General features: G+C 73.8%; 24 protein-coding genes. 7 read left to right on the plus strand and 17 right to left on the minus strand.

Going from position 1 to position 25,234, the window contains the following annotated elements:
- Positions 1-5: 5 nt before the first annotated feature.
- Positions 6-1,241 carry a metal-dependent hydrolase family protein gene (locus BBH68_RS32065; RefSeq protein ID WP_065967279.1) on the minus strand — a complete coding sequence of 412 codons (1,236 nt, stop codon included), beginning with the start codon at positions 1,239-1,241 and terminating at the stop codon, positions 6-8.
- 129 nt (positions 1,242-1,370) lie between these two features.
- On the opposite strand from BBH68_RS32065, the gene BBH68_RS32070 reads away from it, so the two are divergent.
- The gene (locus BBH68_RS32070) at positions 1,371-2,435 is read left to right on the plus strand and encodes an Lrp/AsnC family transcriptional regulator (protein WP_281182506.1); all 1,065 of its coding nucleotides are present in this window, start codon (positions 1,371-1,373) and stop codon (positions 2,433-2,435) included.
- Here the strand turns inward: BBH68_RS32070 and BBH68_RS32075 are convergent.
- Entirely contained in the window at positions 2,426-3,094 is a 669-nt protein-coding gene (locus BBH68_RS32075; RefSeq protein ID WP_065967280.1) for a TetR/AcrR family transcriptional regulator, read from the minus strand. The genes BBH68_RS32070 and BBH68_RS32075 overlap by 10 nt on opposite strands.
- A 169-nt stretch (positions 3,095-3,263) precedes the next feature.
- Here BBH68_RS32075 and BBH68_RS32080 point away from each other — a divergent pair, with 169 nt between their 5' ends.
- Positions 3,264-4,106, plus strand: coding sequence for an SDR family NAD(P)-dependent oxidoreductase (locus tag BBH68_RS32080; RefSeq protein WP_065967281.1), 843 nt, complete (start codon positions 3,264-3,266; stop codon positions 4,104-4,106).
- A 273-nt stretch (positions 4,107-4,379) separates the two neighbouring features.
- Positions 4,380-5,801: a purine-cytosine permease family protein gene (locus BBH68_RS32085; protein WP_065967282.1), complete on the plus strand. Its 1,422-nt coding sequence runs from the start codon at positions 4,380-4,382 to the stop codon at positions 5,799-5,801.
- A 111-nt stretch (positions 5,802-5,912) separates the two neighbouring features.
- On the opposite strand, the gene BBH68_RS44635 is transcribed toward BBH68_RS32085, so the two are convergent.
- On the minus strand, positions 5,913-6,731 hold the full coding sequence (locus BBH68_RS44635) for an ASCH domain-containing protein (protein ID WP_079151335.1): 819 nt from the start codon (positions 6,729-6,731) through the stop codon (positions 5,913-5,915).
- A gap of 237 nt (positions 6,732-6,968) precedes the next feature.
- Here BBH68_RS44635 and BBH68_RS32100 point away from each other — a divergent pair, with 237 nt between their 5' ends.
- On the plus strand, positions 6,969-9,014 hold the full coding sequence (locus BBH68_RS32100) for an alpha-glucuronidase (RefSeq protein ID WP_245738410.1): 2,046 nt from the start codon (positions 6,969-6,971) through the stop codon (positions 9,012-9,014).
- A gap of 88 nt (positions 9,015-9,102) precedes the next feature.
- Positions 9,103-9,870, plus strand: coding sequence for an IclR family transcriptional regulator (locus tag BBH68_RS32105; RefSeq protein WP_065967283.1), 768 nt, complete (start codon positions 9,103-9,105; stop codon positions 9,868-9,870).
- Positions 9,871-9,918: 48 nt separating this feature from the next.
- Here the strand turns inward: BBH68_RS32105 and BBH68_RS32110 are convergent, their stop codons facing one another.
- Both BBH68_RS32110 and BBH68_RS32115 read right to left on the minus strand, forming a co-directional pair.
- Complete coding sequence (locus BBH68_RS32110; protein WP_065967284.1) at positions 9,919-10,791, minus strand: citryl-CoA lyase; 873 nt, start codon at positions 10,789-10,791, stop codon at positions 9,919-9,921.
- The gene (locus tag BBH68_RS32115) at positions 10,788-12,059 is read right to left on the minus strand and encodes a CaiB/BaiF CoA transferase family protein (RefSeq protein ID WP_079151336.1); all 1,272 of its coding nucleotides are present in this window, start codon (positions 12,057-12,059) and stop codon (positions 10,788-10,790) included. The genes BBH68_RS32110 and BBH68_RS32115 overlap by 4 nt, the downstream gene beginning before the upstream one ends.
- 182 nt (positions 12,060-12,241) lie before the next feature.
- Between BBH68_RS32115 and BBH68_RS32120 the strand changes: the two genes are divergently transcribed.
- Positions 12,242-13,624 carry an MFS transporter gene (locus BBH68_RS32120; RefSeq protein ID WP_079151337.1) on the plus strand — a complete coding sequence of 461 codons (1,383 nt, stop codon included), beginning with the start codon at positions 12,242-12,244 and terminating at the stop codon, positions 13,622-13,624.
- 34 nt (positions 13,625-13,658) lie between these two features.
- Here the strand turns inward: BBH68_RS32120 and BBH68_RS44355 are convergent, their stop codons facing one another.
- The 3 genes from BBH68_RS44355 to BBH68_RS32135 all read right to left on the minus strand — a co-directional run bounded on the left by BBH68_RS44355 (position 13,659) and on the right by BBH68_RS32135 (position 15,509).
- Complete coding sequence (locus BBH68_RS44355) at positions 13,659-14,111, minus strand: hypothetical protein (protein WP_076971299.1); 453 nt, start codon at positions 14,109-14,111, stop codon at positions 13,659-13,661.
- 99 nt (positions 14,112-14,210) lie between these two features.
- Positions 14,211-14,558 (minus strand): carbohydrate ABC transporter permease, encoded by a 348-nt coding sequence (locus tag BBH68_RS32130; RefSeq protein WP_245738411.1) that lies wholly within the window; start codon positions 14,556-14,558, stop codon positions 14,211-14,213.
- 123 nt (positions 14,559-14,681) lie between these two features.
- Positions 14,682-15,509 (minus strand): DUF1206 domain-containing protein, encoded by an 828-nt coding sequence (locus BBH68_RS32135; protein WP_065967286.1) that lies wholly within the window; start codon positions 15,507-15,509, stop codon positions 14,682-14,684.
- 169 nt (positions 15,510-15,678) lie between these two features.
- Between BBH68_RS32135 and BBH68_RS32140 the strand changes: the two genes are divergently transcribed.
- Positions 15,679-16,467, plus strand: coding sequence for a restriction endonuclease (locus tag BBH68_RS32140; RefSeq protein WP_065967287.1), 789 nt, complete (start codon positions 15,679-15,681; stop codon positions 16,465-16,467).
- Between the two features lie 7 nt (positions 16,468-16,474).
- Here the strand turns inward: BBH68_RS32140 and BBH68_RS32145 are convergent, their stop codons facing one another.
- The 9 genes from BBH68_RS32145 to BBH68_RS32185 form a co-directional block, all read right to left on the minus strand.
- Positions 16,475-17,917: an FAD/NAD(P)-dependent oxidoreductase gene (locus BBH68_RS32145; RefSeq protein ID WP_065967288.1), complete on the minus strand. Its 1,443-nt coding sequence runs from the start codon at positions 17,915-17,917 to the stop codon at positions 16,475-16,477.
- Positions 17,901-18,221 (minus strand): (2Fe-2S)-binding protein, encoded by a 321-nt coding sequence (locus tag BBH68_RS32150; RefSeq protein ID WP_079151339.1) that lies wholly within the window; start codon positions 18,219-18,221, stop codon positions 17,901-17,903. The genes BBH68_RS32145 and BBH68_RS32150 overlap by 17 nt, the downstream gene beginning before the upstream one ends.
- 6 nt (positions 18,222-18,227) lie before the next feature.
- The gene (locus BBH68_RS32155) at positions 18,228-19,502 is read right to left on the minus strand and encodes an NAD(P)/FAD-dependent oxidoreductase (protein ID WP_079151340.1); all 1,275 of its coding nucleotides are present in this window, start codon (positions 19,500-19,502) and stop codon (positions 18,228-18,230) included.
- Positions 19,499-20,188 carry a GntR family transcriptional regulator gene (locus BBH68_RS32160; protein ID WP_065967289.1) on the minus strand — a complete coding sequence of 230 codons (690 nt, stop codon included), beginning with the start codon at positions 20,186-20,188 and terminating at the stop codon, positions 19,499-19,501. Before BBH68_RS32160 ends, BBH68_RS32155 begins: the two co-directional genes overlap by 4 nt.
- A gap of 15 nt (positions 20,189-20,203) precedes the next feature.
- Entirely contained in the window at positions 20,204-21,205 is a 1,002-nt protein-coding gene (locus BBH68_RS32165) for a proline racemase family protein (RefSeq protein WP_065967290.1), read from the minus strand.
- A complete protein-coding gene (locus BBH68_RS32170) occupies positions 21,202-22,110 on the minus strand; it encodes a dihydrodipicolinate synthase family protein (protein ID WP_065967291.1) in 909 nt (302 codons plus the stop codon). The genes BBH68_RS32165 and BBH68_RS32170 overlap by 4 nt, the downstream gene beginning before the upstream one ends.
- 110 nt (positions 22,111-22,220) lie before the next feature.
- Positions 22,221-23,735, minus strand: a complete 1,515-nt coding sequence (locus BBH68_RS32175; RefSeq protein ID WP_079151341.1) for an aminopeptidase P family protein — start codon at positions 23,733-23,735, stop codon at positions 22,221-22,223.
- Entirely contained in the window at positions 23,732-24,646 is a 915-nt protein-coding gene (locus BBH68_RS32180) for an ATP-binding cassette domain-containing protein (RefSeq protein WP_065967292.1), read from the minus strand. Before BBH68_RS32180 ends, BBH68_RS32175 begins: the two co-directional genes overlap by 4 nt.
- On the minus strand, positions 24,643-25,234 hold a 592-nt coding region (locus BBH68_RS32185), incomplete at its 5' end, for an ABC transporter ATP-binding protein (RefSeq protein ID WP_141713102.1). The genes BBH68_RS32185 and BBH68_RS32180, both read right to left, overlap by 4 nt.

Here is a 25,234-nt window from a genome sequence, read left to right on the forward strand (position 1 = left end):
CGGTGTCAGAGGGCGAGCGAGTTCTTCCGTACGACGCCCTGCTGGATCACACAGCGCACCTGGGCGGGGTCGCCGAGGAGCGAGATGTCGGCGAGCGGGTCGCCGTCGCAGATCACGATGTCCGCGGCCTTGCCCGCCCGGAGGGTGCCGACGCGGTCGTCGAGTCCGAGCAGTTGTGCGGCGACCCGGGTGCCGGCCCCGATCGCGTCCATGGGGGACATGCCGAGCGAGACCAGGTGGGCCAGCTCCCGCAGGTTCCGCCCGTGCGGACAGACGCCCGAGTCGGTGCCCATCGCGATCCGCAGCCCGTCCGCGATGGCGGCGGAGATGTTCTCCTTGGTGATCCCTGACCAGCGGACCTTCTTCTCGTAGTGGTAGGGCGCCATCGTGGCCTTGTCGATGCCGTCGAAGACGGTCGACAGGGTGGGCACGACGAACGTGCCCCGCTCCCGGGCCAGTTCGCGGGCCCGGGAGTCGAGGCCGTAGCCGTGCTCGATGCTGGTGACACCGCCCCGGATCGCGTTCAGTATCCCCGCGGTCCCCTGCGCGTGAGCGGCCACCGGGCGCCCCCCGTGCCGCCGTGCCTCGTCGACGACGGCGCGGATCTCCTCCTCCGTCAGGCCCTCGTCCTCGGGCTGGTCGTGCGGGGAGCCCATGCCGCCGGTGGCGCAGAGCTTGATGACGTCGGCCCCGTCGCGCAGCAGCCGGCGTACGGCCTTGCGCACCTCGTCCGTGGTGTCGGCGATCTCCCCCACACCGCCGCTGAGGTCAATGCCGGAGGGGGTGGTGAAGTCGGCGTGTCCGCCGGTGTGGCCGATGATCCGCACCGCGGTGTGCACCCGGGGGCCCTCGATGAGGCCCTCGGCCACCGCCTTGCGGTATCCGGACGGCAGGCCGCCCAGGTCGCGTGCGGTGGTGACGCCCGCGTACAGGGTGCGGCGCAGCCGCTCGGCGGTGCGGAAGGTCTCCACCGTGGGGTCGGCGGAGATCCGCGTGCCGAGTTCCCTGGGGTTCTCGAAGCCGAAGTGGACGTGGCAGTCGATGAAGCCCGGCAGGACGGTGCGGCCCGCGGCGTCCACGACGGTGTACGCGAGGCCGGTGTCCGGGGCGTCCGCCGCGGGGCCCGCGTAGGCGATGTCCCCCTGCTCGTCCGTGAGGACGACGGCGTCGGACACGGGTTCGGCCCCGGTTCCGTCGATGAGGCGGGCGCCGGTGATCTTCAGAGGCGTGGTGGGGGTCATGGGTGCGGTGCTCCTGGGGTGCCGGTGCGTACGGGGCGGCTGTGCGACAGCCGGGTCGGGACAAGAGGATCGGCACCGCGTCAGTGAAAGCCGTAGAATCGCAGGAATCTTTCAGCGGAGGGGTCACTGGTGCAGGATCAGGGCAGGGAGGGGCGGGACGAGCCCCAGGCCCCCGTCGTCCTCGACGAGCTGGACCTGATGATCGTGAACGCCCTGCAGCTCCGGCCGCGGGCACCGTGGCGCCTGGTCGGCCAGGCGCTCGGGATCGACGCGGTCACCGCGGCCCGCCGCTGGAAACGGCTCAGCGACTCGGGGGCCGCCTGGGTCGACGGCTATCTGAGCCCCGCCGACGAGGGCAGGGTGCTGGCCCAGGTCGAGGTGGTCACCGAAGCGGCACGGACCGCCGAGGTCGCCCGGCATCTGGTGTACGACCCGCAGGCGATGAGCGTGAAGCAGACCTCAGGCGCCCGGGACCTCCTGGTCATCGCCTGGGCCCACAGCCTGGACGGGATCTTCGGTTACGTCGGTGAGCGGATCGCGCGGCTCCCGGGGGTGCGCTCCACCCGTACGCATGTCATCACCGCCGCGCCGTTCGAAGGCAGCCAGTGGCGGCTGCGCTGCCTCGACGCCGGTCAGCGGGCCGTCCTCGGGGCGGCCGCGCCCGCCGCCCGCAACGTCCCCGACGAGCCCCTGCGCCCCGGCGACCGGGAACTGGCCGTCGTGCTCGGCGAGGACGGGCGGATGCCGCTGAACCAGCTGGCCGAGCGCATCGGCACGAGTGTCGCGACGGCCCGGCGCCGACTGGACCGGCTGATCTCCGGCCGGCATGTGGTGTTGCGGTGCAACCTGGCCCGGCCGCTGACCGGCTTTCCGGTCTCGGCGGTGTACTTCGCCTCCGTCCCGGCCGGCCATCTGGACGCCGCGGCGGCCTCGCTGCGGACACTGCCCGAGTTGCGGCTGTGCACGGTCACCGCGGGACCGCACAATCTGATCCTCGACGTGTGGCTGCGCGGCATCCACGACGTGCACCGCCTGGAGGCCCACTTGGAGCAGCAGCTGGTCCGCGTCGGTTTCCGCGTCGAGGACCGGGCGGTGGTGCTGCGTACGGAGAAGAACGTCGGCCGGGTCCTGGACGGCCGCGGCCACAGCGTCGCCACCGTGCCGATGGCCCTGCCCGGCCCGGGTCAGGGCTGATCGGCGCCCGGGATCCGCGCGGGCGGTGTGCGGGGAGGGCCGGGCAGCGGCGCCTGGCGCGGGTGGGCGCGGAGGCCGTCGAGGATGATCGCCAGATAGCGCCGCCACGTCTCGGAGGGGTGTTCGGCGGGCAGGGCCATGACGGCGTCGATCATCGCGGCGATCGGTGCGATGTCGGCCTCGGTGACGCCGTCGCGCAGCGCGCCCTGGGTACGGGCCCGCGCCACCAGATGCTCGCAGTGTGAGGTGATCTCCCGCCGCGCTCGGGTGAGGGCGGCGCCTTCGAGGGTGCCGTGGCGCATCAGTTCGCGCAGCCCGCGGTTGTGCGCGGCCCGCGCCAGGGCGCGCTCGAGGAAGCCGGCCAGGGCGGCGAAGGCGTCGTCCTCGGCCCGGGCCTCCCGCGCCATCGCCGCGATCTCGTCGAGCTCTTCGCCGAAGACGGCCTCCGCGAGCGTCTGCTTGTCGGGGTATTTGCGGTAGACGGTGCCGACTCCGAGGCCGGCGTGGTGCGCGACGTCGTTGAGCGTGGCCTGAAGGCCGCGCGCGGCGAAGACCTCGCGCCCGGCCTGGAGAATGCGCCGCCGGTTGAGCTCGGCGTCCCGCCGCAGCGGGCGCGCCCCCGGCGCGGCGGATTCCTCGCCTTCCGTCCGCCTGCCCATGAACGACCCCTCTCCGCCCGCGTGGCCTTAACCGGCCATCAACCGGATACAGCATATCCGCTTCCGTGGTACGGTCCCCCGCATAAGCGGATACGAGATATCCACATAGCGGGTCGCCGGCGTCGGACCGTACGTCCGTCGCACGGACCCGAGGAAAGGAGGACCAGGGATGCGGACCGTGGTCATCACGGGAGGAACCGACGGGCTCGGCAAGGGGCTCGCCCTGCACTACCTGCACCAAGGAGCGCGGGTACTCGCCGTGGGCAGCACTCCGGAGAAGGGCGAGGCGCTGCTCGCCGAGGCGGCGGCCCTCTCGGCCCTCGACCGTGTCACCTTCCTGCGGGCCGACCTGACCTCGGTCGCGGCGGCCGAGGAGCTCGTCACCACGATCAAGGGCACCTGCCGCTCGGTGGACCAGCTCGTCCTGTGCGCCCAGCGGTACCGGCTGTTCGGCCCCCGGACCGTCACCCCCGAGGGATTCGAGCACAGCTTCGCTCTCGCCTATCTGAGCCGATACGTCCTGAGCCACGGCCTCCGCGAGGTACTGGAGCCCGCGCCGCGACCGGTCGTCATGAACGTCGGCACTCCCGGCGTGCCCCTGGGGCGTATCCACTGGGAGGACCCGCAACTGACGCGGCGCTACAGCGGCACCAAGGCCACCTTGCAGTCGTTCCGCGCCAATGACCTGCTCGGCGTGGCCTTCGCCGCCCTGCGCCCCGACACCCGGATCCGCTACATCGGCTACAACCCCGGCGTGGTGGCGACCGGCATGCCCGACCACCTTCCCCGACCGCTGCGCTCCCTCACCAAGGCCTCCTTCGCCGTGCTCGCCACCACCGTGGCCAAGGCCGTCACCCCCATGGCCCACCTCCTGGACGAACCGCCGGGGGAAAACTTCAGCGCCTACCGCACCACACGCCGGCTCCCCCTGAAGGGAAAGGCCTTCGACCAGGGCGCGGCGCTGCGCCTGCACGCCCTGACCCAGGACCTGGTGCTCCGGCGGAGAGCGTAGTCGCCACGGAAACGCGGTCGCCGCCCGTCGACGACCCCGCTCACACAACGTCACGGTTCGGCCACTTCGTGAGCCGCATACCGGCGCCAAGCAGACATTTATCCGCGCCACATCGCCATCCGTTACCTCGGATTAACGCCGAACCATTGACAACTTATTCAGCCATCGAGAACTCTGCATGATGTTATGCAGTCGATGCGCACGGGACACCGCGATGTTCGGGGGGCCCGTGGCTCGGCGCACGCACGGTGAGCAGCAGAGGCTGGTGAAGTGATGGCAGGCGGGCTGGTCGAACTCCGCTCGATCGATGTCGTCCCCGACAACGAGCGACATGGCAGGGCATTCTCACAGTTCACGCTCTGGCTCGGGGCGAATCTCCAGATCACGGCCGTCGTCACCGGCGCCCTCGCCGTCGTGTTCGGCGGCGACGTGGTCTGGTCGATCGTCGGTCTGCTGGTCGGGAACCTCCTCGGTGGCGCGGTCATGGCCCTGCACTCGGCACAGGGGCCGAAGCTGGGGTTGCCGCAGATGATCCAGTCGCGGGCCCAGTTCGGGGTGTACGGCGCCGTCGTGCCCCTGTTGCTGGTGGTCGTCATGTACATCGGCTTCTTCGCGAGCGGCAGTGTGCTGGCGGGGCAGGCGGTGGGCGAGCTGACGCACACCGACGACACGACCGGCATCGTCGTCTTCGCCGTCGTCACGGCGCTGATGGCGGCGGTCGGCTACCGGGTCATCCACACGCTGGGCCGGGTCGCGAGCGTGATCTGCGCCCTGGCCTTCGTCTACCTGGGCATCCGGCTGCTGGACCGGGCGGACGTCGGGGCGCTGCTCGGCGACGCGCACTTCTCGTTCCCGATGTTCCTGCTGGCGGTGTCCCTGTCGGCGTCCTGGCAACTGGCCTTCGGCCCGTACGTGGCGGACTACTCGCGCTATCTGCCCCGTACGACCTCGCCCAAGGCCACCTTCTGGTGGACCCTGTCGGGCTCGGCGCTCGGCTCGCAGTGGTCGATGACGTTCGGCGTGCTGGTGGCGGCCACGGCCGGGGAGAAGTTCCTGGCCAGCCAGGTCGGCTATGTCGTCGCGCTGGGCGGCACGGGCGCGGTGGCCTCGTTCTTCTACTTCGTGATCGCCCTGGGCAAGCTCACCATCAACGTCCTCAACACCTACGGCGGCTTCATGTCGCTGGTGACCGGCGTCAGCGGCTTCCAGGGGCGGCGGGTGCTGTCGCGGGGCGGCCGGGCCGCGTACATCGCCCTGATCATGGTGGCGGGGACCGCGATCGCCCTCCTGGGCAAGGACAGCTTCCTGTCCTCCTTCAAGGACTTCCTGCTGTTCCTGCTGACCTTCTTCACCCCGTGGTCGGCGATCAACCTGGTCGACTACTACCTGATCTCCAAGGAGCGCTACGACATCCCCGCGCTCTCCGACCCGCGCGGCCGGTACGGGACCTGGCGCTGGGGCGCGCTGGCGGTGTACGCGGTCGGGCTGCTCGCGCAGCTGCCGTTCCTGGCGACGGGCTTCTACACCGGCCCGTGCGTCGAGCCGCTGGGCGGCGCGGACGTGTCGTGGATCGTGGGCCTGATCGTCCCCGCGCTGCTGTACTGGCTGGTGGCCCGGCGGGACACGGCACACCTCCCGGAGCCGGCGGCCGACGCGCCGGCCCCGGAGACGGAGGCGGTCGCGCCGCAGCGGTGACTCGGCGGCCCGGCCCGGGCGAAGGCCCGGGCCGGGCGGAGGGCCTCCCCGGGCAGGGCCCGGGCCGGGCGAGAGCCCCGTCAGAGGGGGCCCGGCTCGGGCGGGGGTCTGTCAGGCCAGCCACGCGCGAAGGCGTTCACTGAGCTGAACATCGTGCGGCAGCCGCTCCAGCTCGGGTGCGTCCACCTCCACACCCTGCCGCCCGAGCAGGCCGGCCAGCGCGCTCCAGTGGGCGGCCGCCATCTGCTCCTGCGTCTCCCCGTCCATCGGCTCGTCCGGCCCGACCACCGTCCGGGCCGTCCGCTCGATGTCCTCGACGGAGGTGGACGCCCGGATGTCCACTCCCCTGCCGTGTGCCGTCGAGCTCCAGCCACGGTCGTCGAGCAACACCAGTTCGCGGCCGTCCGCCAGGACGGCCGCGAGCCGTGCCGACACGGACAGCCGCCGAGTGTCGGTGGGACCGTCGTCCAGATCGACGTGAGTGACCAGGCGGGTCACCACTGTCAGGCCCGGGTCGTCGAGCTCGACCACGCGGAAGCGTTCGGCCACGACGAGCGTGTCGTCGTCGACCACGGGGGTACGGCCCAGCAACTCGCTCACGCCGTCGCTCCGGAAGAACTCCTCGTGGGCCGCCCGCCACTGTGCCGCGTCGCGGTAGCCACGGCCCTCCGCTCGCGCGAAGTCGTCGTCGATCTCCTTCATGGGAACGACCCGCACGTCCACGAGCTCGATCGTGACGGCCGGACGCCCCTCGGAGTCGAGCACCGAGAACCGCCGGCCGGCCCGCGGTACCGCCTCCCCGGCGTGCTCGAAGATCTCCAGGAGGCCCGTGAGCGCGGTCTTCTCACCGCTCAGGATCGCCGCCACCCCACGGTCGCGCTCCGGACCGGGAAAGGCGAGTTCAAGAGTCGGAAGGTCGTCGTGTTCCATCGCGCGAGCGTACGAACCCCCGACGCGATGATCAAGGGCGGCGCCGGGGTCGGCCCGCGGTGGCCCCCGGGGACGGCTGCCCCGGAAGCGGTTCGGCGGCCCTATCCCGGCGCCGCCTCCTCCCGGCGGCGCCCTCTCCCGGCGGCGCCCGGCGCCCGGCATACTTGGGCCGCCCGCCCTCGCCCGACCGCCTGGGCGCTCTCGGGCGCGCTCGATCCTCACTGCTCAGGGGTGTCCGTGACAGCATCCGCATCCGTGCTTCCCTCCGTACCGTCGCTGCCCGGCAGCGTGGACCCGGCGTGGCTGCCGCCCGAGGTGTTCCGTCCGCTCGGGTCCCGGCGCACGCTGATCCGCGGCGCGGGCCCGCTGGTGGACACGGTGCACGCGGAAGTGGCGGACGCCTGCTCACGGTTCGGTGGCCGGGTGGCGAGGGACGCGCGGGAGCTGGGCGGGCCGGGGGACCTGGTGCTGGAGCTGGGCGAGGGCGGTGCCCCGGACGGGCTCGGGGACGAGGGGTTCGTGCTGGCGCGGGCGGATGGCGTCACACGGGTGGGGGCCGCCGGGCAGGCCGGACTGCTGTACGGGCTGTTCCACCTGGTGCGGCTCGGCGAGGCGGCGTTCCGGGGCGAGCGGGCGCGTGAGACGCACCGTCCGGCGCTGGGCTCGCGGATGCTGGACCACTGGGACAACGTGGCGGTGCATCCGGTGATGGGCCAGGTCGAGCGGGGGTATTCGGGCGGTTCGCTGTTCTGGCGGGACGGTCTGGCGCGGGGCTCGCGGGACGACCTGGAGCGGGTGCGGTGGTACGGCAGGCTGCTCGCCGCGTGCGGCGTCAACGCGGTCGCCGTCAACAACGTGAATGTGCACGAGGCCGAAGCCCACCTGCTGACCGACCGGGTGGGCGAGGTGGCCGCGATCGCGGAGGCGCTGCGCCCCTACGGAATCCGGACACATCTGTCCGTCTCGTTCGCCGCGCCCGTCGTGCTCGGGGGCCTGGCCACCGCCGATCCGCTGGAGGGGGCGGTGGCCGACTGGTGGGCGGAGGCGACTCGCCGGGTGTACGCGGCGATACCGGACTTCGGCGGGTACGTGGTGAAGGCCGACTCGGAGGGGCAGCCCGGGCCGTTCGCCTACGGCCGCGGCCACGCGGACGGCGCCAACATGCTGGCCGCCGCGCTCGCCCCGTACGGCGGCACGGTGCACTGGCGGGCGTTCGTCTACAACCACCGGCAGGACTGGCGGGACCGGACGACGGACCGGGCGCGGGCGGCCTTCGACCACTTCGCCCCGCTGGACGGTGAGTTCGCGCCCCATGTGGTGCTCCAGGTGAAGCACGGGCCGATGGACTTCCAGGTGCGCGAGCCCGTGTCCCCGGTGATCGGCGCGATGCCGAACACCCGGCTGGCGGTGGAGATCCAGGCCACCCAGGAGTACACCGGGCAGCAGCGGCACGTGTGCTGGCTCGGGCCGATGTGGAGCGAAGCGCTGAGCTTCCGGCCGACGGGCGAGGAGGGGCCGAGCGTCGGCGAGCTGGCGCGCGGGGGTGGCCTGGTAGCGGTGTCGAACGCCGGCGACGACCCGTTCTGGACCGGACACCCGCTGGCGCAGGCCAACCTGTACGCGGTCGGCCGGCTGGCCTGGCAGCCCGACGCGGATCCGGGCGCCGTGCTGGACGAGTGGATCGAGCTGTCCTTCGTGCCCGGCCGGACCGCCGACCCCGCACGGCTGCGCGAGGGGCTGCGGGCGGTGCTGGACGGCTCGTGGCGGACGTACGAGAAGTACACGGCGCCCCTGGGCGTCGGCTTCATGGTGCAGCCGGGACACCACTACGGCCCGAGCGTGGACGGCTACGAGTACAGCCCGTGGGGGACGTACCACTTCGCCGACCGGGACGGGGTCGGCGTCGACCGCAGCCGGGCGACCGGCACCGGGTTCGCGGGGCAGTACCCCACGCCGTGGGCGGAGGTGTACGAGTCGCCCGAGACCTGCCCGGACGAGCTGCTGCTCTTCTTCCACCACGTGCCGTACGGCCATGTGCTGCACAGCGGCGACACGGTGATCCAGCACATCTACGACACCCACTTCGAAGGCGTGGCGGAGGTCGAGGAGGCCCGCCGGGTGTGGGCCGGGCTCGCGGATCTGATGGGTGCGGCGCGCCACGCCAGGGTGGCGGAGCGCTACGAGGAGCAGCTCCGCGGCGCCCGCGAGTGGCGGGATCACATCAACACGTACTTCTTCCGGAAGTCCGGCGTGCCGGACGCCCGCGGGCGCCGCATCCACTGAGGGCGTTCCACGGGTTCCGCGTACCGTCTGGTGGTACGTTCAGACCGTTGTGACGAGCTGACGGGATGTACGGGTGGAGCGAGGCGGCGTGCAGAAGACGTCTGGTGAGGGTGGCGAGGGTGTGCGCAGCGTGCTGCGGGCACTGGATCTGCTGGCGCTGTTCGACGACACCCACCGTTCGCGCACGGTGCGGGAGCTGATCGACGAGTCAGGGTTGGCGAAGTCCACGGTGGTGCGCCTGGTGGCCACGCTGGAGCAGCGCGGGCTGTTGTGGAGCAGGGGAGACGGCCGGCTGACGGCCGGCGCGGGGCTGCTGCGGTGGGCGGCCCTCGCCCAGGACGCCTGGCGGCTGCCGCCGGAGGCTCAGGCGTGTCTGCGCGAGGTGTCGGAGCGTTCCGGCGGCGAGTCGTCCCGCATCTACGTCCAGCAGGGGACCTTCCGGGTGTGCGTGGCCCAGCACGAGGGCACCCAGCCGTTGCGCCATGTGGTGCGCGTGGGCGAGGAGATGCCGCTGTGGGCGGGGGCCTCCGGGCATGTGCTGCTGACCGGTGCGGACGGCCGGCAGCTGCGCCGCGTGGCCGCGGCCGCCGGGCGGGGGGAGGCCTTCGAGGAGGAGCTGGCCGCTCGGGTGCGCCGGGCGGCCGAGCGGGGCTGGGCCGTCAGCCACGGGGAGCGCGAGGACGGGGTCTCGGCGATCGCCGCGCCCGTCACCGACGAGGACGGCCGGGTCGTGGCCGCGGTCGGCCTCGGCGGGCCGACGAGCCGGTTCACCGACGAGCGGGTGGAGCGGTTCGCTCCCCTGCTCGCCGACGCGGGCCGGGCCCTGTCGCGGCTGCGGTTCATCGGCGGCCGCTGACCCCGCGGCGCCCGGCGGGCCGGCGCGGGGACGCGGGGCACGGGTCGGTCATCGGCGTTCCCCCGGGGGCAGGTCGCGGGGGGCCGCTCCCTCGTAGCCGGGGAGCAGGGGGCGGGGCAGGGGGCCCTTGATGCGGGCGCCGGCGGCCTTTTCCTCCCAGGCGTGGGCGAGGATGCCGACACTCCGGGAGAGGACGAACAGGCCGCGGCCGAGCTCGGGCGGGAAGCCGAGTTCGCGGTAGACGATGGCGGTGGCGCCGTCGATGTTCATGGGGACGGGGCGGGGGCGGCCGGCGGCCAGGGCGCGCTCCAGGGCGAGGCCCGCGCGCAGGGCGCCGCCCGGTGTGTCGCCGTCGGCGGCCGCCTGGCCGACGAGGGTGAGCAGTGGGTCGCGGCGCGGGTCGCGGGGGTGGAAGCGGTGGCCGAAGCCGGGGATGTGGCGTCGGGCGGCGCGGTACTCCCTGACCAGGTGGGTGGCGGCCTCGTCGGGGCCGGCGCCATCGGCCACTGCCTCTTCGAGGCGGGCGAGGACTTCCATGCACTGCTGGCCGGCGCCGCCGTGGACGTCGCCGAGCAGGTTCACGCCGGTGGCGACCGCGTTGTTGAGGCCGGTGCCGCAGGTCGCGGCCATCCGGGCGGCGGCGATGGAGGGGGCCTGGGGGCCGTGGTCCACGGCGGCGACGAGCGCGGCCTCCAACAGCCGGCCCTGGGCGGCGGTGGGCAGGTCGCCCCGGAGCATCAGCCAGATCTGCTCGGCGAAGCTGACCTGGCCGATGAGCTGTTGTACGGGGTAGCCGCGCAGCAGGATCTCGCCGGGGCGGATGCGGCTGACGGCGGTGGACCACCAGCCGGTGACGTCGTCGAGTGACGGTGACGCGGCAGGGGCGGGGGCGGGTTCGGTAGCGGGGGTGCGGGTGGTCATATGCTGCCCTGTTCCTTCAGTGCGGTGATCTCGTCGTCGCTGTAGCCGAGTTCGGCCAGGACGGTGTGGGTGTGCTCGCCCAGGAGCGGGGGCGGTGCCGGGGTGTCGACGGCCCGGCCGTCGACCCGGAAGGGGCTGGCGAGTACGCGCAGGGGGCGGTCGCGGCCGTCGGGGAAGGGCAGGGCGCGGACGAAGTCGCGTGCGGCCAGTTGCTCCAGGCCGAGGGCGTCGGGGACGGACAGCACGCGGGCGGCGGGGACGCCGGCGTCGGAGAGGATCTCCTCCCACTCCTTGGCGGTGCGCGGCGCGAGGGCCTTCTCGAGTTCGTCGCGCAGTTGCTCGCGGTGGTCCTTGCGGCCGGCGGGGTGGGCGAAGCGCGGGTCGGTCAGGAGGTCTTCGCGGCCGGTCAGGCGGCACAGGGTGGCGAACTGCTGCTGTCGGTTGGCGGCGATGTTGAGGTGGCCGTCGGCCGTGCGGAAGGTTCCGGAGGGCGCGGCGGTGAAGTTCTCGTTGCCCATCGGCCGGGGCGGTCGGCCGGTGATCAGGTAGTTGGAGGTCACCCAGCCCATCGCGGTGAGCGCGGCCTCGAGCATGGAGACGTCGAGGAAGGCGCCGCGCCCGGTGCGCTCGCGGCGGACGAGCGCGGCGGCGACGGCGTAGGCGGCCGCCATGCCGCCCAGGGTGTCGGCCACGGGGAAGCCCGCGCGCAGCGGGTCGCCTCCGGGGGTGCCGGTGACGCTCATCATGCCGGACAGGCCCTGCACGATCTGGTCGTAGGCGGGGCGGGTGCGCATGGGGCCGGTCTGGCCGAAGCCGGAGACGGCGCAGTACACCAGGCGCGGGTTCTCCTGCTTCAGAACGTCCCAGCCCAGCCCCAGTCGGTCCATGACGCCGGGCCGGAAGTTCTCGATGAGCACGTCCGCGTCGTGGGCCGCGCGCAGCAGTGCCGCGCGGCCGCGCTCGTCCTTGAGGTTGAGGGTGAGCGAGCGCTTGCCCGCGTTCTGGGCGAGGAACGAGGCGCCGAGGAGGTCGTCGCCGAGCGCCCGGTCCGCGCCCAGCTGCCGGGCCAGGTCTCCGCTGCCGGGCATCTCGACCTTGATGACATCGGCGCCGTGCAGGGCGAGTTGATAGCCGGCGAGCGGGCCGGCCAGGACGTTGGTCAGGTCCAGCACCCGTACGCCGTCGAGGAGGGCCGGCGTGTCCGCCGCGCCCTGGGGCGGGGCGGGGTCGGCCTCCGGGGTCTGCGGGGCTGCTTGGGTCTCGGTCAAGGGCGCGAACCTCCGATGCGGTGCGGATTGCGGGGTGGCGTGGGGCGGTCCGGTGCGGCCGCGCACAGCCGGTCGGCGCGACCCCTTGCCACGGGGAGTGCCTGTCCATAACATCACCGAACCACACAGCGGCACAAGCGTGCCACCTGGCAGTACTGTCGCGAGAACGAAGGAGTCCCCCGATGACCGAGGCAGCACCCGCGCGCCCAGCCCCTCCGCCACAGCGGGCGTTCGACCCGAAAATCGCCCTGACCGCGGTCTTCGGCACCACCATCGAGTGGTACGACTTCGCGCTCTACGGCACGGCCGCCGCGCTGGTCTTCAACAAGGTCTACTTCCCCGACAGCGACCCGCTGGTCGGCTCGATCCTCGCGTACGGGACCTTCGCCATCGGCTTCCTCGCCCGCCCGCTCGGCGGCGCCTACTTCGGTGAACGGGGCGACACCCGCGGCCGCAAGGGCGTGATGGTCGCGACCCTGCTGCTGATGGGGCTGGCCACCACCGCCATCGGCCTGCTGCCCACCTACGGGCAGATCGGCGTGGCGGCCCCGGTCCTGCTCACCCTGCTCCGCTTCGTCCAGGGCTTCGCCGCCGGTGGCGAGAAGACCGGTGCGCTCATCATCCTCTTCGAGAACGCGCCTCCGAAATGGCGCGGTCTGGCCACCTGTCTGCCCGCCATCGGCACGGGCACCGGCACCCTGCTGTCCACCGGCGTCTTCGCCCTGTGCACCAGCCTGCTGTCCGAGGGCGAACTCCTGTCCTGGGGCTGGCGGATACCGTTCCTGATCAGCGCCGCGCTGACCTTCTTCGGCCTGTGGGTACGCCGCTCCCTGCCGGAGACCGCAGAGTTCCGGCAGACCGCCGGGGACGCCGACGCCTCACCGGCTCCGCCCGTCCGGCTCCCGCTCCGCCGCCGCCTCGCCGCCAGCCGCTTCGTCACCGCCTGGCGCCGCTACCCGCAGGAGATGCTCATCGTCATCGGCGCCGGAGCCGCCGAGAACGCCGGCTACTACATCTTCGGGACCTTCGCGGTCACCTACGCCGAGGACCGGGGCCTGGCCACCACGGCCCTGCTCAGCGGCATCTCGCTGGTGGCCGCCCTGAAGCTGGTGACCGTACCGGCGTTCGGCGCCCTCTCGGACCGGGTGGGGCGGCGGCCGGTGTCGATCGGCGGAGCGCTGGTCCTGCTGCTCGCGGCCTGGCCGTTCTTCGAGGTCGTCGACGGCGGCCGGCCCTGGGCGGTCTGGCTGTTCCTCTTCATCACCCTCGGCATCGGCCAGTCCGCCATCCTCGGCTCCCAGCCCGCCTTCTTCGCCGAACTCTTCGACACCAGCGTGCGCTTCAGCGCCATCGGGGTCGCCAACAACATCGGCACCGTCCTCACCGGCGGTCTCGCCCCCATGCTCGCCTCCGCGCTGCTCCTGTGGTTCGACCACTCGGTCACCGGTGTCGTCGTGTTCATCGCCCTGATGAGCGCCGTCACCGTGGTGACCGTGGCCCTGGCGAGGGAGACCCGGCACACCGAGAGCGCCCCCGTGGAGCGGACCCCGCAGCCCGCCCGGTGAGGCGGTCTGCGGGGTCCGGCGAGCCCGCGGCCTCTCAGCGCCTGAGGTCCGCGCCGACCGCGGCGGCCACCACGCGGTCCCGTTCGGCGCGGGTGAACAGCCCCTCGGCCAGCCAGGTGCCGGCCAGGGCGCGCACCGCCCCCACGAAACGGCCGGAGGACACGAAGGGCGCCTGCTCCCAGAGCACGTCCAGGAAGGTCAGGCCGTCGCCGCGCGTCCGGTTCCACACACCGGAGTCGGCGGCGCCGAACTCGCGGCCGCGCCGGTCCCGCTGGATCCGGCCCTCGACGGCGGCGCGGAAGTTGCCGATCCAGCCGACGCGTTCCATCCAGTCGCGGCAGTGCCCGAGTGTGGCGGTCGCGTTGATCCGCCGGCGCCGGGCCCAGAAGCCGCCGGTGATCCGGACCTCGTCGAGCCCCAGCGGCCGCAGCCTCCCCCTGGCCGGGGCCACCGGGAGGGCCGATGACCGCGGCGTGTTCTCCCTCACCAGTTCATGCCTTCGGTGTGTCCTTCCGGTTGTCGGTCCGGGCGGCCCGGGAGGTACGGGTGGTACGGGCGGTACGGGTGGTACGGATGGCCCGGCGCGTCAGCCCTTGAGCGCGCCGGACATGAAGCCCCGTACGTAGTGGCGTTGCAGCAGCAGGAAGACCAGGAGGCAGGACACGGCGAGGACCACCACGCCCGCCTCGGTGGCCCCGTAGTCCACGGCGCCCATGGACTGCTGCCGCAGGTTGGCGACGGCCAGCGGCAGGGGCGCCTTCTGGCTGTCCGAGATGAGGATCAGGGGTGCGATGAAGTCGTTCCAGACCGCGAGGAAGGCGAAGAGCCCCACGGTGATCAGCCCCGGTCGCACCGCCTGGAGGAGGACCCGGCGCAGCGCGCCCGCCGTGCCGCATCCGTCGACGAGCGCCGACTCCTCCAGCTCACGGGGCACGGCCTCGACCCGACCCAGGACAACACCTGGGAGCTGGACCCGAGCATCCGCGTCCCGCTGGCCGCCCCCTCGGGCGAGTAGCCCGGCTCTCCGCCTGACATCGGCCGCCCACGGCGGCCGATGTCAGGGCGACCGACGGCAGGCCATGGCCAGGGAGTACAGGCCGAACATCATCAGGCCGGTGGCGACGACCACGAGCAGCCAGGGGCCCGCCGGTGTGCCGCGGAACGTGCGCAGGGTGTCGTCCAGCCCTTTCGCCCGGTCCGGGTCGTAGGCCAGGGCGGCCTGCACGGCGAAGCCCCCCGCGGCGGCGAACACCACGCCACGGCTGACGCCTCCGGCGACGCCGAGCGTCTCGACCGTCCGGCGGGCCTTGGGCGGCAAACCCCCGAGCCCCCGCTTCCGGCGGTCCTTGAACAGGGAGGCGCGCACCGCGATCCAGCCACCCGCCGCGATCAGGGCGCAGCCGCCCGCCGCCACCAGCCACGGGCCCAGCGGCAGCTGCAGGACCCGGGCGGTGATGTCCTTGGACTGGTGGTCGCTGGACCCGCCTCCGCCCGCTCCTCCCCGCCCGCCCACGGCGAAGGAGAGGACGGAGTAGGCGGCGACGGCGTAGAACACGCAGTGCGCGGCCGCCGCCAGGCGCTTGGTCTTCTTGGTACCGGGGTCGCGCAGCGTGGCCCTGGCGAGTTGCCACACCGCCATCCCCACCAGGCCGAGCCCCAGGATCCACAGCATCACCTCGCCGAACGGCCGCTCGGCGATCTCCGCCACCGCTCCGCCGCGGTCCGCCTGGCGCGAAGTGCCGCCGAAGGCGACCCGTACCGCGAGCAGGCCCACCAGCAGGTAGATGACGCCTCGGGCGCCCATGCCCCAGCGCCCCGCCGTCTCGACCGCCTCGCTGCGCGCCGCCGCGCGCCCGGCCGACCTCGCTCTCGTCGATACGCTCACGGAGACCTCCCGGCTCGATGGACGTCACCCGTCTGCCCCGGTACGGCCCGGGAAAACGCCCCGGCCCCGGGCCCCGCCGCGCGCCGCCTGCCGCGGGGCCGGTGTGAGGGCGGTGTGTCAGGGCAGACGGGATGTGATCTTGATGCCGAGAGGTGAGGGGGCGCCGCCCATGGCCGACTCCGGGCGTCGACCGCGTGCTGGTCGCCAGCATGTGTTCAGTCTGCGGCAGCTGTCCCTCTGCTTCGGGCTGGTCGCGATCGTGCTCTGCGGCGCGGGCCTCCTGGTGAAGGTCGCCGCGAGGGAGGCCGCGGACCGTCCCGTCGCCGCCCTGGTGGCGGGGGTGGCGCTGGGTCTGCCGGCGCTCGCCGCGGTCAGGGCGGTGCGCCGCCGCCGTGGCCGTGCCGCCTGGCGCACCGCCGAGGTACTTCCGGCGCAGGGCGACGCGGCGGCCCCCGTGGTGCCGTCGCTCGTCGAGGAGCCCGCCGGGGAGGCCCCGTTCGGGACCGGGACCGGGGCCGGGACCGGGGCCGGGACCGAGCCCGAGACGGAGGCCGAGGTCGCGATCGAGGACGAGGTCGCGTACGAGGCGATGACCCCGGAGGAGTTCGAACTGGCGGTCGCGGAGCTGTGCGCACGTGACGGCTGCGAGGATGTCCGCGTGGTCGGCGGCGCGGGTGACCTGGGCGCCGATGTGCTCGCCACCGCGCCCGACGGCCGGCGCCTGGTCATCCAGTGCAAGCGCTACACCGCTCCCCACAAGGTCGGCTCCCAGGACGTGCAGCGCTTCGGCGGGACCTGCTTCGCCGTGCACGAGGCCCATATCGCCGTGGTGATCACCACGAGCGAGTTCACCGAGCCGGCCGTCGACTACGCCGCCGCGTGCGGGATCCGGTGCTTCGACGGGCGGGAACTCACCGAGTGGGCCCGGCACACCGGCCCGGCGCCGTGGATCGGCTGACCCTGCGTCAGTTCTCCTCGTTCGCGGCGGTCTCGTCCAGTGCGGCGATCTCGGAGAGCGCCACCGGTGCGGCGAGCGGTCGGCGGGCGAGCGCGAGGAGGTCGCCCGCCTGGGGTGACCGTCCGGTGAGAGCCGCCGCCACCTGGGCGGTGGCGAAGCCGCACACCCGGCCCTGGCACATCCCCATGCCCGGGCGGGCCAGCATCTTCAGCGTCCGCGGGTCCCGCGCGCCCAGGTCGCGGGCCGCGTGGCACAGGTCGTGGTACGTCACCTCCTCGCAGCGGCAGACGATCGTGGACGCCTCCAGCCAGTCGGTCCAGCCCGGCGGGACCGGGCAGGCGGTGTGCAGGGCGGTGGCGAAGCGCCGCCCCCTGCGGACCGCCCGCTGGAGCCGGCGCACCCGGCCCTCGTCGACGGCCCGCCCCAGGTCGGCGGCCGCGGCGAGCCCGCTCAGCCGGCCCTCGCGGACGGCGAGCGCCGCGCCGCCGACCCCGGTGGCCTCCCCCGCCAGATAGACCCCGGGGACCCCGGCCCGCTGTCGGTCGTCGACCACGGCCACCAGCGAGCCGTCGGTGTCCACCCGGGTGCGCGCGCCGACCATCAGCGGCAGTTCGAGCGAGGGGGTGAACCCCCAGCCCAGGGCGACCAGATCGGCGTCCACCTCGATCCGCACCCCGCCGCGCGGCCGTCCGTCACGGCCCAGCGGCGCGATGCGGACGGACCGCACCCGGTCCTCGCCCCGGATCTCGGTGACCGCCGTCCGGGTGCGGTAGGGGATGGCGTGGCGGGCCAGCAGCGCGGCGTACCCGGCCCCCTCGACCGCCTTGGCGGGCTCCCGCAAGGCGCCGCCGGGGTCGCGCAGCCAGCCGCGGAGCGGATTGGCCTCGCACACCATGACGATCTCGGCGCCCGCCGCGGCGAGGCCGGTGGCCACCGGGAGCAGGAAGGGGCCGGTCCCCGCCACCACGGCCCGCCGCCCGGCGAGGGTGCCGCTTCCCTTGAGCAGGGCCTGCACCCCGCCGGCCGCCATGACGCCGGGCAGGTCCCAGCCGGGCACCGGCAGTTGCCGGTCGGACGCCCCGGGGCAGAGGATCAGCGAGCGCGCGGTCAGCGCGCGGGTGCCGGGCCCGACGGTGTCGTGCGCGGGGCGCAGATGGAGGGTGAACCGGTCGGCGTCGCGTTGGACGAGCCACACCTGGTGTCCGAAGAGCGTACGGGTCCTGGTGCGGGTGAGGCCCGCGCGCAGGGCGGCGAAGGTGCGGCGGCCGTGCCCGCCAGGGGGGCCGTCGTCGTGCGGGCCGTGCCGCCAGTACTGGCCGCCGGGCCGCTCGCCGGCGTCCACGAGGACCACGGTCAGCCCGGCCGCCGCCGCCTCGGCCGCGGCGGCCAGGCCGGCCGGGCCGGCGCCGACCACGGCCACGTCGGCCACCGGGTCACCGGCCGCGCGCATCGGCTGCCCTCCCCGGGAGGCCGGTCTCCAGCCGCATGCCGTCGGCGGCGGGCACCAGGCAGGCCCGCTGGTCGGGGCGGCCGTCCACGGTGATCAGGCAGTCGTAGCAGACGCCGATGCCGCAGAAAAGCCCGCGGGGCCGGCCCGCCGCACGGGTGGCGCGCCAGGCGACCACCCCCGCGGCGACCAGGGCCGCCCCCACGGTCTGGCCCGGCCGGGCGTGGATGGTCCGTCCGTCGAAGGACAGGCGGCACGGGTGGCCGCCGTCCGGCCGCCGGGTACCGGAGGGGGTCTCAGGGGGCATCGCGCGTCACCTCGTCGTCGGAGAGGGCTCGTTCCCCTCGGTCGGGGGGTCGGTCGGGGGGTCGGTCGAGGGATCGGTCGAGGGATCGGTCGGTGGCTCGGTCGGTGGCGAGAAGCGTTCGGGGGCGAAGGGGGCCAGGTCCAGGTCGGTCGGGCGGCCCGTCAGCGCCTGGGCGAGCAGCTTGCCGGTGCCGACCGACAGGCCCACCCCGGCGCCTTCGTGGCCGCAGGCGTGCCAGAGTCCGGGGGCCCGCGGATCGGGTCCGATCACCGGCAGGTGGTCGGGGCAGTACGGCCGGAAGCCCAGATAGCCGCGGATGGCCTGGACGGAGGCCAGGAACGGGAAGAGGGCGATCGCGTTGCGGGCCAGGGCCGCGAGGACGGTGGGCGGGACCTCGCGGTCGAAGCCGACCCGCTCCCGGGACGAGCCGATCAGGACGGTGCCCGCGCGGGTGCCCTCGACGACCGGGGAGGTCTGGAGTGCCGCGTCGGAGCTGGCCACGTCGCTCACGTACTCCGCCGCGTAGACCTTGTGCCGGATCACGGGCGGCAGGGGCTGGGTGACCAGGACGCACCCTCTCCTGGGCAGCACCGGGACCCGCACCCCGGCCAGCTCGGCGACCGCGCCGGCCCAGGTGCCCGCCGCGTTGAGCACGGCGGGCGCCGAGAGCCGGCCGCGGCCGGTGCGCACTCCGGTGATCCGTTCGCCGGCCCGCAGGAAGCCGGTGACCTCGGTGTCCGTCAGCACCCGGGCGCCCGCCAGCCGGGCCATCCGGAGCAGATGCGCGACCACCAGCATGGGCTGGACCTGGGCGTCCTGTGGGTAGTAGGCGCCGCCGGCCAGGTCGGGCGACAGCCGCGGCTCGTAGTCGCGCAGCTCGTCCCGCGCCACGTCGACGGCCTCGATCCCACGGGCGCGCTGCTCCCGGAGCAGCGCGGCGAGCGGGCCCGCGCCCTTCGGGGAGGCGGCCACCACCAGGCCGCCCTTGGACTCGAACTCCCACAGCCCGGCGTGTTCGGCCAGGTCCTCGCGCCAGACCCGCTGGGAGTACAGGGCCAGGTCGAGTTCGGGCCCGGGCTCCTTGTCGGACACCAGCAGGTTGCCCTCGCCGGCACTGGACGTGCCGCCGGCGAGCGGGCCGCGGTCGACCACGGTGACGCGGAGGCCGGAGCGGGCCGCGAAGTACGCGGCGGCGGCGCCGACCACCCCGGCTCCGATCACCACCAGGTCGGCGGTGTCGCCGGGCGCGGCCGGACCGCCGCCCGCGGGGCGGCCGGTCACGAGCCGCCCGCCCAGATGCCCCTGACATGCCCGATGTGGCGGTGCATGAACAGCTCGGCCGCCTCGGCGTTCCTGGCCTCGACGAAGTCGAGGAGCTGGTGGTGCTCCGCCGCCGAGTCCACCAGAGTGCCGTTCTTCACCAGCGGCGCCAGCCCCAGCAGCCGGGTCTGGGCCCGGAGGTTCGACACCACCTCCAGCAGGCGCCGGTTGCCGCTGTGCGCCAGCAGGGCGAGGTGGAAGACCCGGTCGGCCTCGACGTAGCCGATCAGGTCGCCCTGTTCGGCGGCCACCACGATGCGCTGGGCCAGCTTGCGCAGGGCGGGGAAGTCCTCGGCGGGGACCAGCGGCACCACGGCCCGCACCGAGGGCGGTTCCACCAGCAGCCGTACGGCCGTCACCTCGTCCAGGTCCTTCTCGGACACCTCGGTGATGAGGAAGCCCTTGTTGGGCTGCGCCACCACCAGCCCTTCCCTGACCAGGTCGATCATCGCCTCGCGCACCGGGGTCGAGGACACCCCGAACTTGGCGGCCAGCGTCGGCGCGGAGTACACCGTGCCGGGCGTCAGCTCTCCTGAGATGATCGCGGCGCGCAACGCGTTTCCGACCCGGTCGCGGAGGATTTCCCGCTTCCCCACGGTGCGCAGATGCGTGGTCGGGTCCTCCGTGAGCGGCCGTTCGGGGTCCAACTGGTTCGCCTCTTTCTAGAGCAGGAATCCGGCCGGAAACGGGTCGTCCGGATCCAGGGTGAACTGAGAGGTGCCGGTGACCCACGCCCGCCCGGTGATGGTGGGCACCACCGCGGGTCGGCCGGCCACCTCAGTCTCCTCGATCAGCCGGCCGATGAAGCGCGTACCGATGAAGGACTCGTTCACGAACTGCGCCCCGAGGGCCAGTTCGCCGCGGGAGTGGAGCTGGGCCATGCGGGCGCTGGTGCCGGTGCCGCACGGCGAGCGGTCGAACCAGCCGGGGTGGATGGCCATGGCGTGCCGGGAGTGGGCCGGGGTCGAGCCGGGCGCCTTGAGGTAGACGTGGTGACAGCCGCGGATGTCGGGGCGTTCGGGGTGGACCGGCTCGTCGTGCTCGTTGATCGCGGCCATGATCGCCATGCCGGCCCTCAGCAGTTCGCCGCCGGCCTTCCGGTCGAACGGCAGGCCCAGCTCGGCCAGCTCGACGATGGCGTAGAAGTTGCCGCCGAAGGCCAGGTCGTAACGGACCTGGCCGAGGCCGGGCACCTCCACCGTGCGGTCCAGGGCGTGGGCGAAGGAGGTGACGTTCCGCAGGGTCACCGACCGGGCGGCGCCGTCACGGACCGCCACCTCGGCCGTCACCGGCCCGGCCGGGGTGTCCAGGCGGATGACGGTGACCGGTTCGCGCACCTCGACCATGCCGGTCTCGACGAGCACGGTGGCGACCCCCATGGTGCCGTGGCCGCACATCGGCAGCAGGCCGGACACCTCGATGAACAGCACCCCCCAGTCGGCCTCCGGGGTGGTGGGCGGTTGCAGGATGGCGCCGCTCATCGCCGCGTGGCCGCGCGGCTCGTACATCAGCAGGGTGCGCAGGTCGTCGCGGTGGGTCTGGAACCACGTGCGGCGCTCGGCCATGGTGGAGCCGGGGATGACGCCCACTCCGCCGACCACGACCCGGGTGGGCATGCCCTCGGTGTGCGATTCGACGGTGTGGAAGACGTGGCGCGATCTCATCGGTATCCCTTGGCGACGGCGGCCTCGGTGTGCCGGACGACCCGCTCGGCGCTCTCGGGCGGGAGGGGGGTGCGCGGCGGACGGCAGGGGCCGCCGCGCAGTCCGACGACGTCCATGGAGAGCTTGATCGCCTGGACGAACTCGGTCCGGGAGTCCCAGCGCAGCAGCGGGTGGAGATCGCGGTAGAACGGCAGCGCCTTGGCGAGGTCGGCCGTGTCGCCGGAGGTGGCCAGCCGGTAGAGCTCGACACAGCTCTCCGGGAGGGCGTTCGGGTAGCCGGAGATCCAGCCGACCGCCCCGGCCAGGCCCAGTTCGAGCAGCACGTCGTCGGCGCCGACGATCAGGTCGAGGCCCGGGGCGAGTTCGGCCAGCCGGTAGGCGCGGCGCACGTCCCCGCTGAACTCCTTGACCGCCACGATCAGGCCCTCGCCGTGCAGTTCGGCCAGCAGCTCGGGGGTGAGGTCGACCCGGGTGTCGTACGGGTTGTTGTAGGCCACCACCGGCAGGCCGACCCCGGCCGCCGCGCGGTAGTGGGCCACCACGGCCTCGCGGTCGGCGCGGTAGGTGTTGGGCGGCAGCAGCAGCACCGAGTCGGCGCCCGCGTCGGCCGCCTGCTCGATCCACCGGCGGCTCTCCAGTGCGCCGTACGCGGACACCCCGGGCATGACGGTGTGGCCCTCGGGGGACGCCTCGACGGCGGTACGCACCATGCGGGCCCGCTCCTCGTCGGTCAGGGTCTGGTACTCGCCGAGGGAGCCGTTGGGGCAGACGCCGTCGCAGCCGTGCTCGGTGAGGAAGCGGACATGCTCCGCGTAGGCGTCGTAGTCGACGGAAAGGTCGTCGCGCAGCGGCAGCGGTGTCGCGACGTGAACACCTCGCCAGGGCTTGGCGGGGTCTGCGGTCATGGATCCTCCTTGGAAGACAGTGCAATGTTACATACGACTGTAGGGCAGCGGGGCCGCCGGGGGCAGCGGCGGTCGGCGGGGCCGCGGGGCGGGGCCCCGGCCGGCGGGGGTCAGCGGGCCATCCAGCGCTCCAGGCCCGCCGCGTCGAGCGGCAGTTCCGAGGACAGCACCTCCATGCCGTCCTCGGTGACCAGCACGTCGTCCTCGATGCGCACGCCGATCCCGCGCAGCTCCGGGGGGAGGGTGCGGTCGTGCTCGTGGAAGTACAGCCCGGGCTCGACGGTGAGCACCATGCCGGGCGTCATGCGCGCCCCCTGGTAGGCCGCGTAGTCGGCCCGCGCGCAGTCGTGTACGTCGAGTCCCAGGTGGTGGCCGATGCCGCAGACCAGGTAGCGCCGGTGGTGCTGCCCCTGCGGGGACAGCGCCTCGTCGACGGAGACCGGCAGCAGCCCCCAGTCGGCGAGGCCCCGCGCCACGACCTCCATGGCGGCGGTGTGGAAGTCGGCGAAGTCGCGGCCCGGACGGACGGCGGCCAGGCCCGCCCGGTGCGCCCGCTCCACCAGGTCGTGCACGGCGCGCTGGGCCGGGCTGAACCGGCCCGAGGCCGGGAAGGTGCGCGTCACGTCGGCGGTGTAGTAGCTGTTGGTCTCGACGCCGAGGTCCAGCAGGACCGGCTTGTCCTCCGCCACCGCGCCGTCGCACCGCACCCAGTGCAAGGTGGCCGCGTGCCCGCCGCTGCCCACGATGGAGGCGTAGCCGGGGCCGTTGCCGTGGGTGCGGGCGTAGCGGTCGAAGGTGCCCTGGAGCCAGCGCTCACCGCCGCCGGCGACGGCCGCCGGGAACTCGCGCACCACGGCGGCGAATCCCTCGACCGTGCGGTCCACGGCCTGCCGGAGCTGGTCGATCTCCCAGGCGTCCTTGATCATGCGCAGTTCGGACAGGGTGCGGCCCAACCCGTCGGACGGGCCCAGGCCGTGGCGGTGTGCTGTGTCGCGGTCGAGCGGGCCGGTCAGCAGGGGTTTCGCGAGTCCGGCGAGCGCGGTGTCGAGCTCCCCGAGCGGGCGGACCTCGAGGCCCAGGGCGTCGCGCCAGTCGTCGAGCCCGGGCGCGCCGCCGACCCACAGTTCTCCGTACGCGGCGTCGGCGAAGAAGCGGGGGTCGCCGGGGCGGGCGGGTTCGGGCAGGTGGAGGGTGGCCTCGTGGCCCCCGGGGACGGGCCGCATCACCAGCACACCGTGTTCCTCCCCGCATCCGGTGAGCCAGGAGAAGTCGCTGTCGGGCCGGAAGTCGTAGCGGGTGTCGTTGGAGCGCACCGGAGCCTCGCCGGCGGCGACCACGACGGGCTGTCCCGGGTGGGCGGCGCTGAGCCGCGCCCGGTGGTGGGCGGCGGCGTCCGCGGCTCCCGGGACGGTCCGCGCGGCGCGGTCGGGGATGTCCCAGCCCTCCGCCATGAACGCCGCGAAGGAGGGCAGTTCGGCCAGCCGGGGCATGCGCGGGTCCTGCCCCGCGGAGCGCGGCACGGACTGCCCCGCGGACTGCGGGGCGGACTGGGGCGCGGGGGCGGGGCCGCCCGTGGCGGGGGTGGCGGGGGTGGTCCGGGGGTGGGTTGACGGGTCGTCGGTCATCGCAGCTCCTCGTACGAGGGGGTGGTGGACGTGTTGCCGGGGCCGGCGCCCTCGCGGCGGCGGCGGTCCCATTCCGGGTCGATGCGGGGAATCGCGGCCAGCAGGGCGCGGGTGTACGGGTCGCGGGGGCGCTCGAAGATCTCCGCGCTGGGGCCGGACTCCACGATGACGCCCTGCTTCATGACCGCGACGCGGTGCGAGATCCGGCGCACCACGGCGAGGTCGTGCGCGATGAAGAGGTAGGAGAATCCGCTCTCCCGCTGTAGACGCACCAGCAGGTCCATCACCTGGGCCTGCACCGACACGTCCAGCGCGGAGACCGCCTCGTCGCAGATCACCAGCTTCGGGCCGACCGCGAGGGCCCGGGCGATGCCGATCCGCTGGGCCTGTCCGCCGGAGAACTGGGCCGGGTAGCGGTGCATGTGGTCCGGGTCGAGGCCGACGCGTTCCATCAGCTCGCCGGCGAAGGCGCGGCGTCCTCCGGGGACGGGGAGCCCCTGGTAGACCAGCGGGGCCGTGAGGATGCGGGCCACGGTGTGGCGGGGATTGAGCGAGGAGAAGGGGTCCTGGAAGACCACCTGGACCTCGTTGCGGAAGCGGGCCAGGTCCGGTCCGCGCGCGTGGGTGACATCGCGGCCGGCGAATTCGAGGGTGCCGTCGGTGGGCTTCATCAGCTTGGCCACCAACCGGGCGGTCGTGGACTTCCCGCTGCCGGACTCGCCCACCAGCGCCAGCGTCTCATGGGGGAACACCTCGAAGTCCACCGAGTCCACGGCGGTGAACACCGACTTGCGCCCCAGCGGGCCGCCGGCGCGGGTGGTGAAGCGCTTGGTGAGGTGGCGGGCGCGCAGCAGGGGCCCGGGGTGGGCCGGGCCGCCGGGGCCGCCGTGGCTGTCTCGGCCGCCGGTCACCGGGCGTCCTCCTGGGCTGGGGCGGGCCGGGCCGGGGCGGGGGCCGTGCGGCCGCCGGGGCCGTACGGGAGGCCGGGCGCGGCCGGTTCGTCGTCGATGCGCGGGATGCTCTCCAGCAGCATCCGGGTGTAGGGGTGGCGCGGCGCGGAGAAGACCCGCTCCGTGTCGGCGTACTCGAGCTGCCGGCCGTCGCGCATCACCAGCACCCGCTGGGCGATCGAGGCGATCACCGCCAGGTCATGGGTGATGAAGAGCATGCCGGTGCCGGTCTGCCGCTTCAGTTCGGCCAGCAGGTCGAGGATCTGGGACTGCACCGTGACGTCCAGCGCGGTGGTGGGCTCGTCCGCGATGAGCAGGGCGGGTTCGCAGATCAGCGCCGTCGCGATCATGATGCGCTGACGCTGCCCGCCGGAGAACTGGTGGGGGTAGCGGTCGACCCGTTCGGCCGGGGCCGGGATGCCGACCCGGCCGAGGGCCTCGATGGCCATCCGGCGCGCGGCGCGGCGTGAGCCGCCGCGGTGGCACCGGTAGACCTCGGCGATCTGCAGGCCCACGGTGTAGTAGGGGTTGAGCGAGGACAAGGGGTCC

The organism is Streptomyces sparsogenes, from assembly GCF_001704635.1.
Classification (GTDB): domain Bacteria; phylum Actinomycetota; class Actinomycetes; order Streptomycetales; family Streptomycetaceae; genus Streptomyces; species Streptomyces sparsogenes.

Excerpts from the sequence above, each read along its gene's own strand:
- BBH68_RS32065 (WP_065967279.1), bottom strand. The coding sequence starts at position 1,241 with ATGACCCCCACCACGCCTCTGAAGATCACCGGCGCCCGCCTCATCGAC.
- BBH68_RS32075 (WP_065967280.1), bottom strand. The coding sequence starts at position 3,094 with ATGGGCAGGCGGACGGAAGGCGAGGAATCCGCCGCGCCGGGGGCGCGC.
- BBH68_RS32080 (WP_065967281.1), top strand. The coding sequence starts at position 3,264 with ATGCGGACCGTGGTCATCACGGGAGGAACCGACGGGCTCGGCAAGGGG.
- BBH68_RS32085 (WP_065967282.1), top strand. The coding sequence starts at position 4,380 with ATGGCAGGCGGGCTGGTCGAACTCCGCTCGATCGATGTCGTCCCCGAC.
- BBH68_RS44635 (WP_079151335.1), bottom strand. The coding sequence starts at position 6,731 with ATGGAACACGACGACCTTCCGACTCTTGAACTCGCCTTTCCCGGTCCG.
- BBH68_RS32110 (WP_065967284.1), bottom strand. The coding sequence starts at position 10,791 with ATGACCACCCGCACCCCCGCTACCGAACCCGCCCCCGCCCCTGCCGCG.
- BBH68_RS32120 (WP_079151337.1), top strand. The coding sequence starts at position 12,242 with ATGACCGAGGCAGCACCCGCGCGCCCAGCCCCTCCGCCACAGCGGGCG.
- BBH68_RS32140 (WP_065967287.1), top strand. The coding sequence starts at position 15,679 with ATGGCCGACTCCGGGCGTCGACCGCGTGCTGGTCGCCAGCATGTGTTC.
- BBH68_RS32145 (WP_065967288.1), bottom strand. The coding sequence starts at position 17,917 with ATGCGCGCGGCCGGTGACCCGGTGGCCGACGTGGCCGTGGTCGGCGCC.
- BBH68_RS32150 (WP_079151339.1), bottom strand. The coding sequence starts at position 18,221 with ATGCCCCCTGAGACCCCCTCCGGTACCCGGCGGCCGGACGGCGGCCAC.
- BBH68_RS32165 (WP_065967290.1), bottom strand. The coding sequence starts at position 21,205 with ATGAGATCGCGCCACGTCTTCCACACCGTCGAATCGCACACCGAGGGC.
- BBH68_RS32170 (WP_065967291.1), bottom strand. The coding sequence starts at position 22,110 with ATGACCGCAGACCCCGCCAAGCCCTGGCGAGGTGTTCACGTCGCGACA.
- BBH68_RS32175 (WP_079151341.1), bottom strand. The coding sequence starts at position 23,735 with ATGACCGACGACCCGTCAACCCACCCCCGGACCACCCCCGCCACCCCC.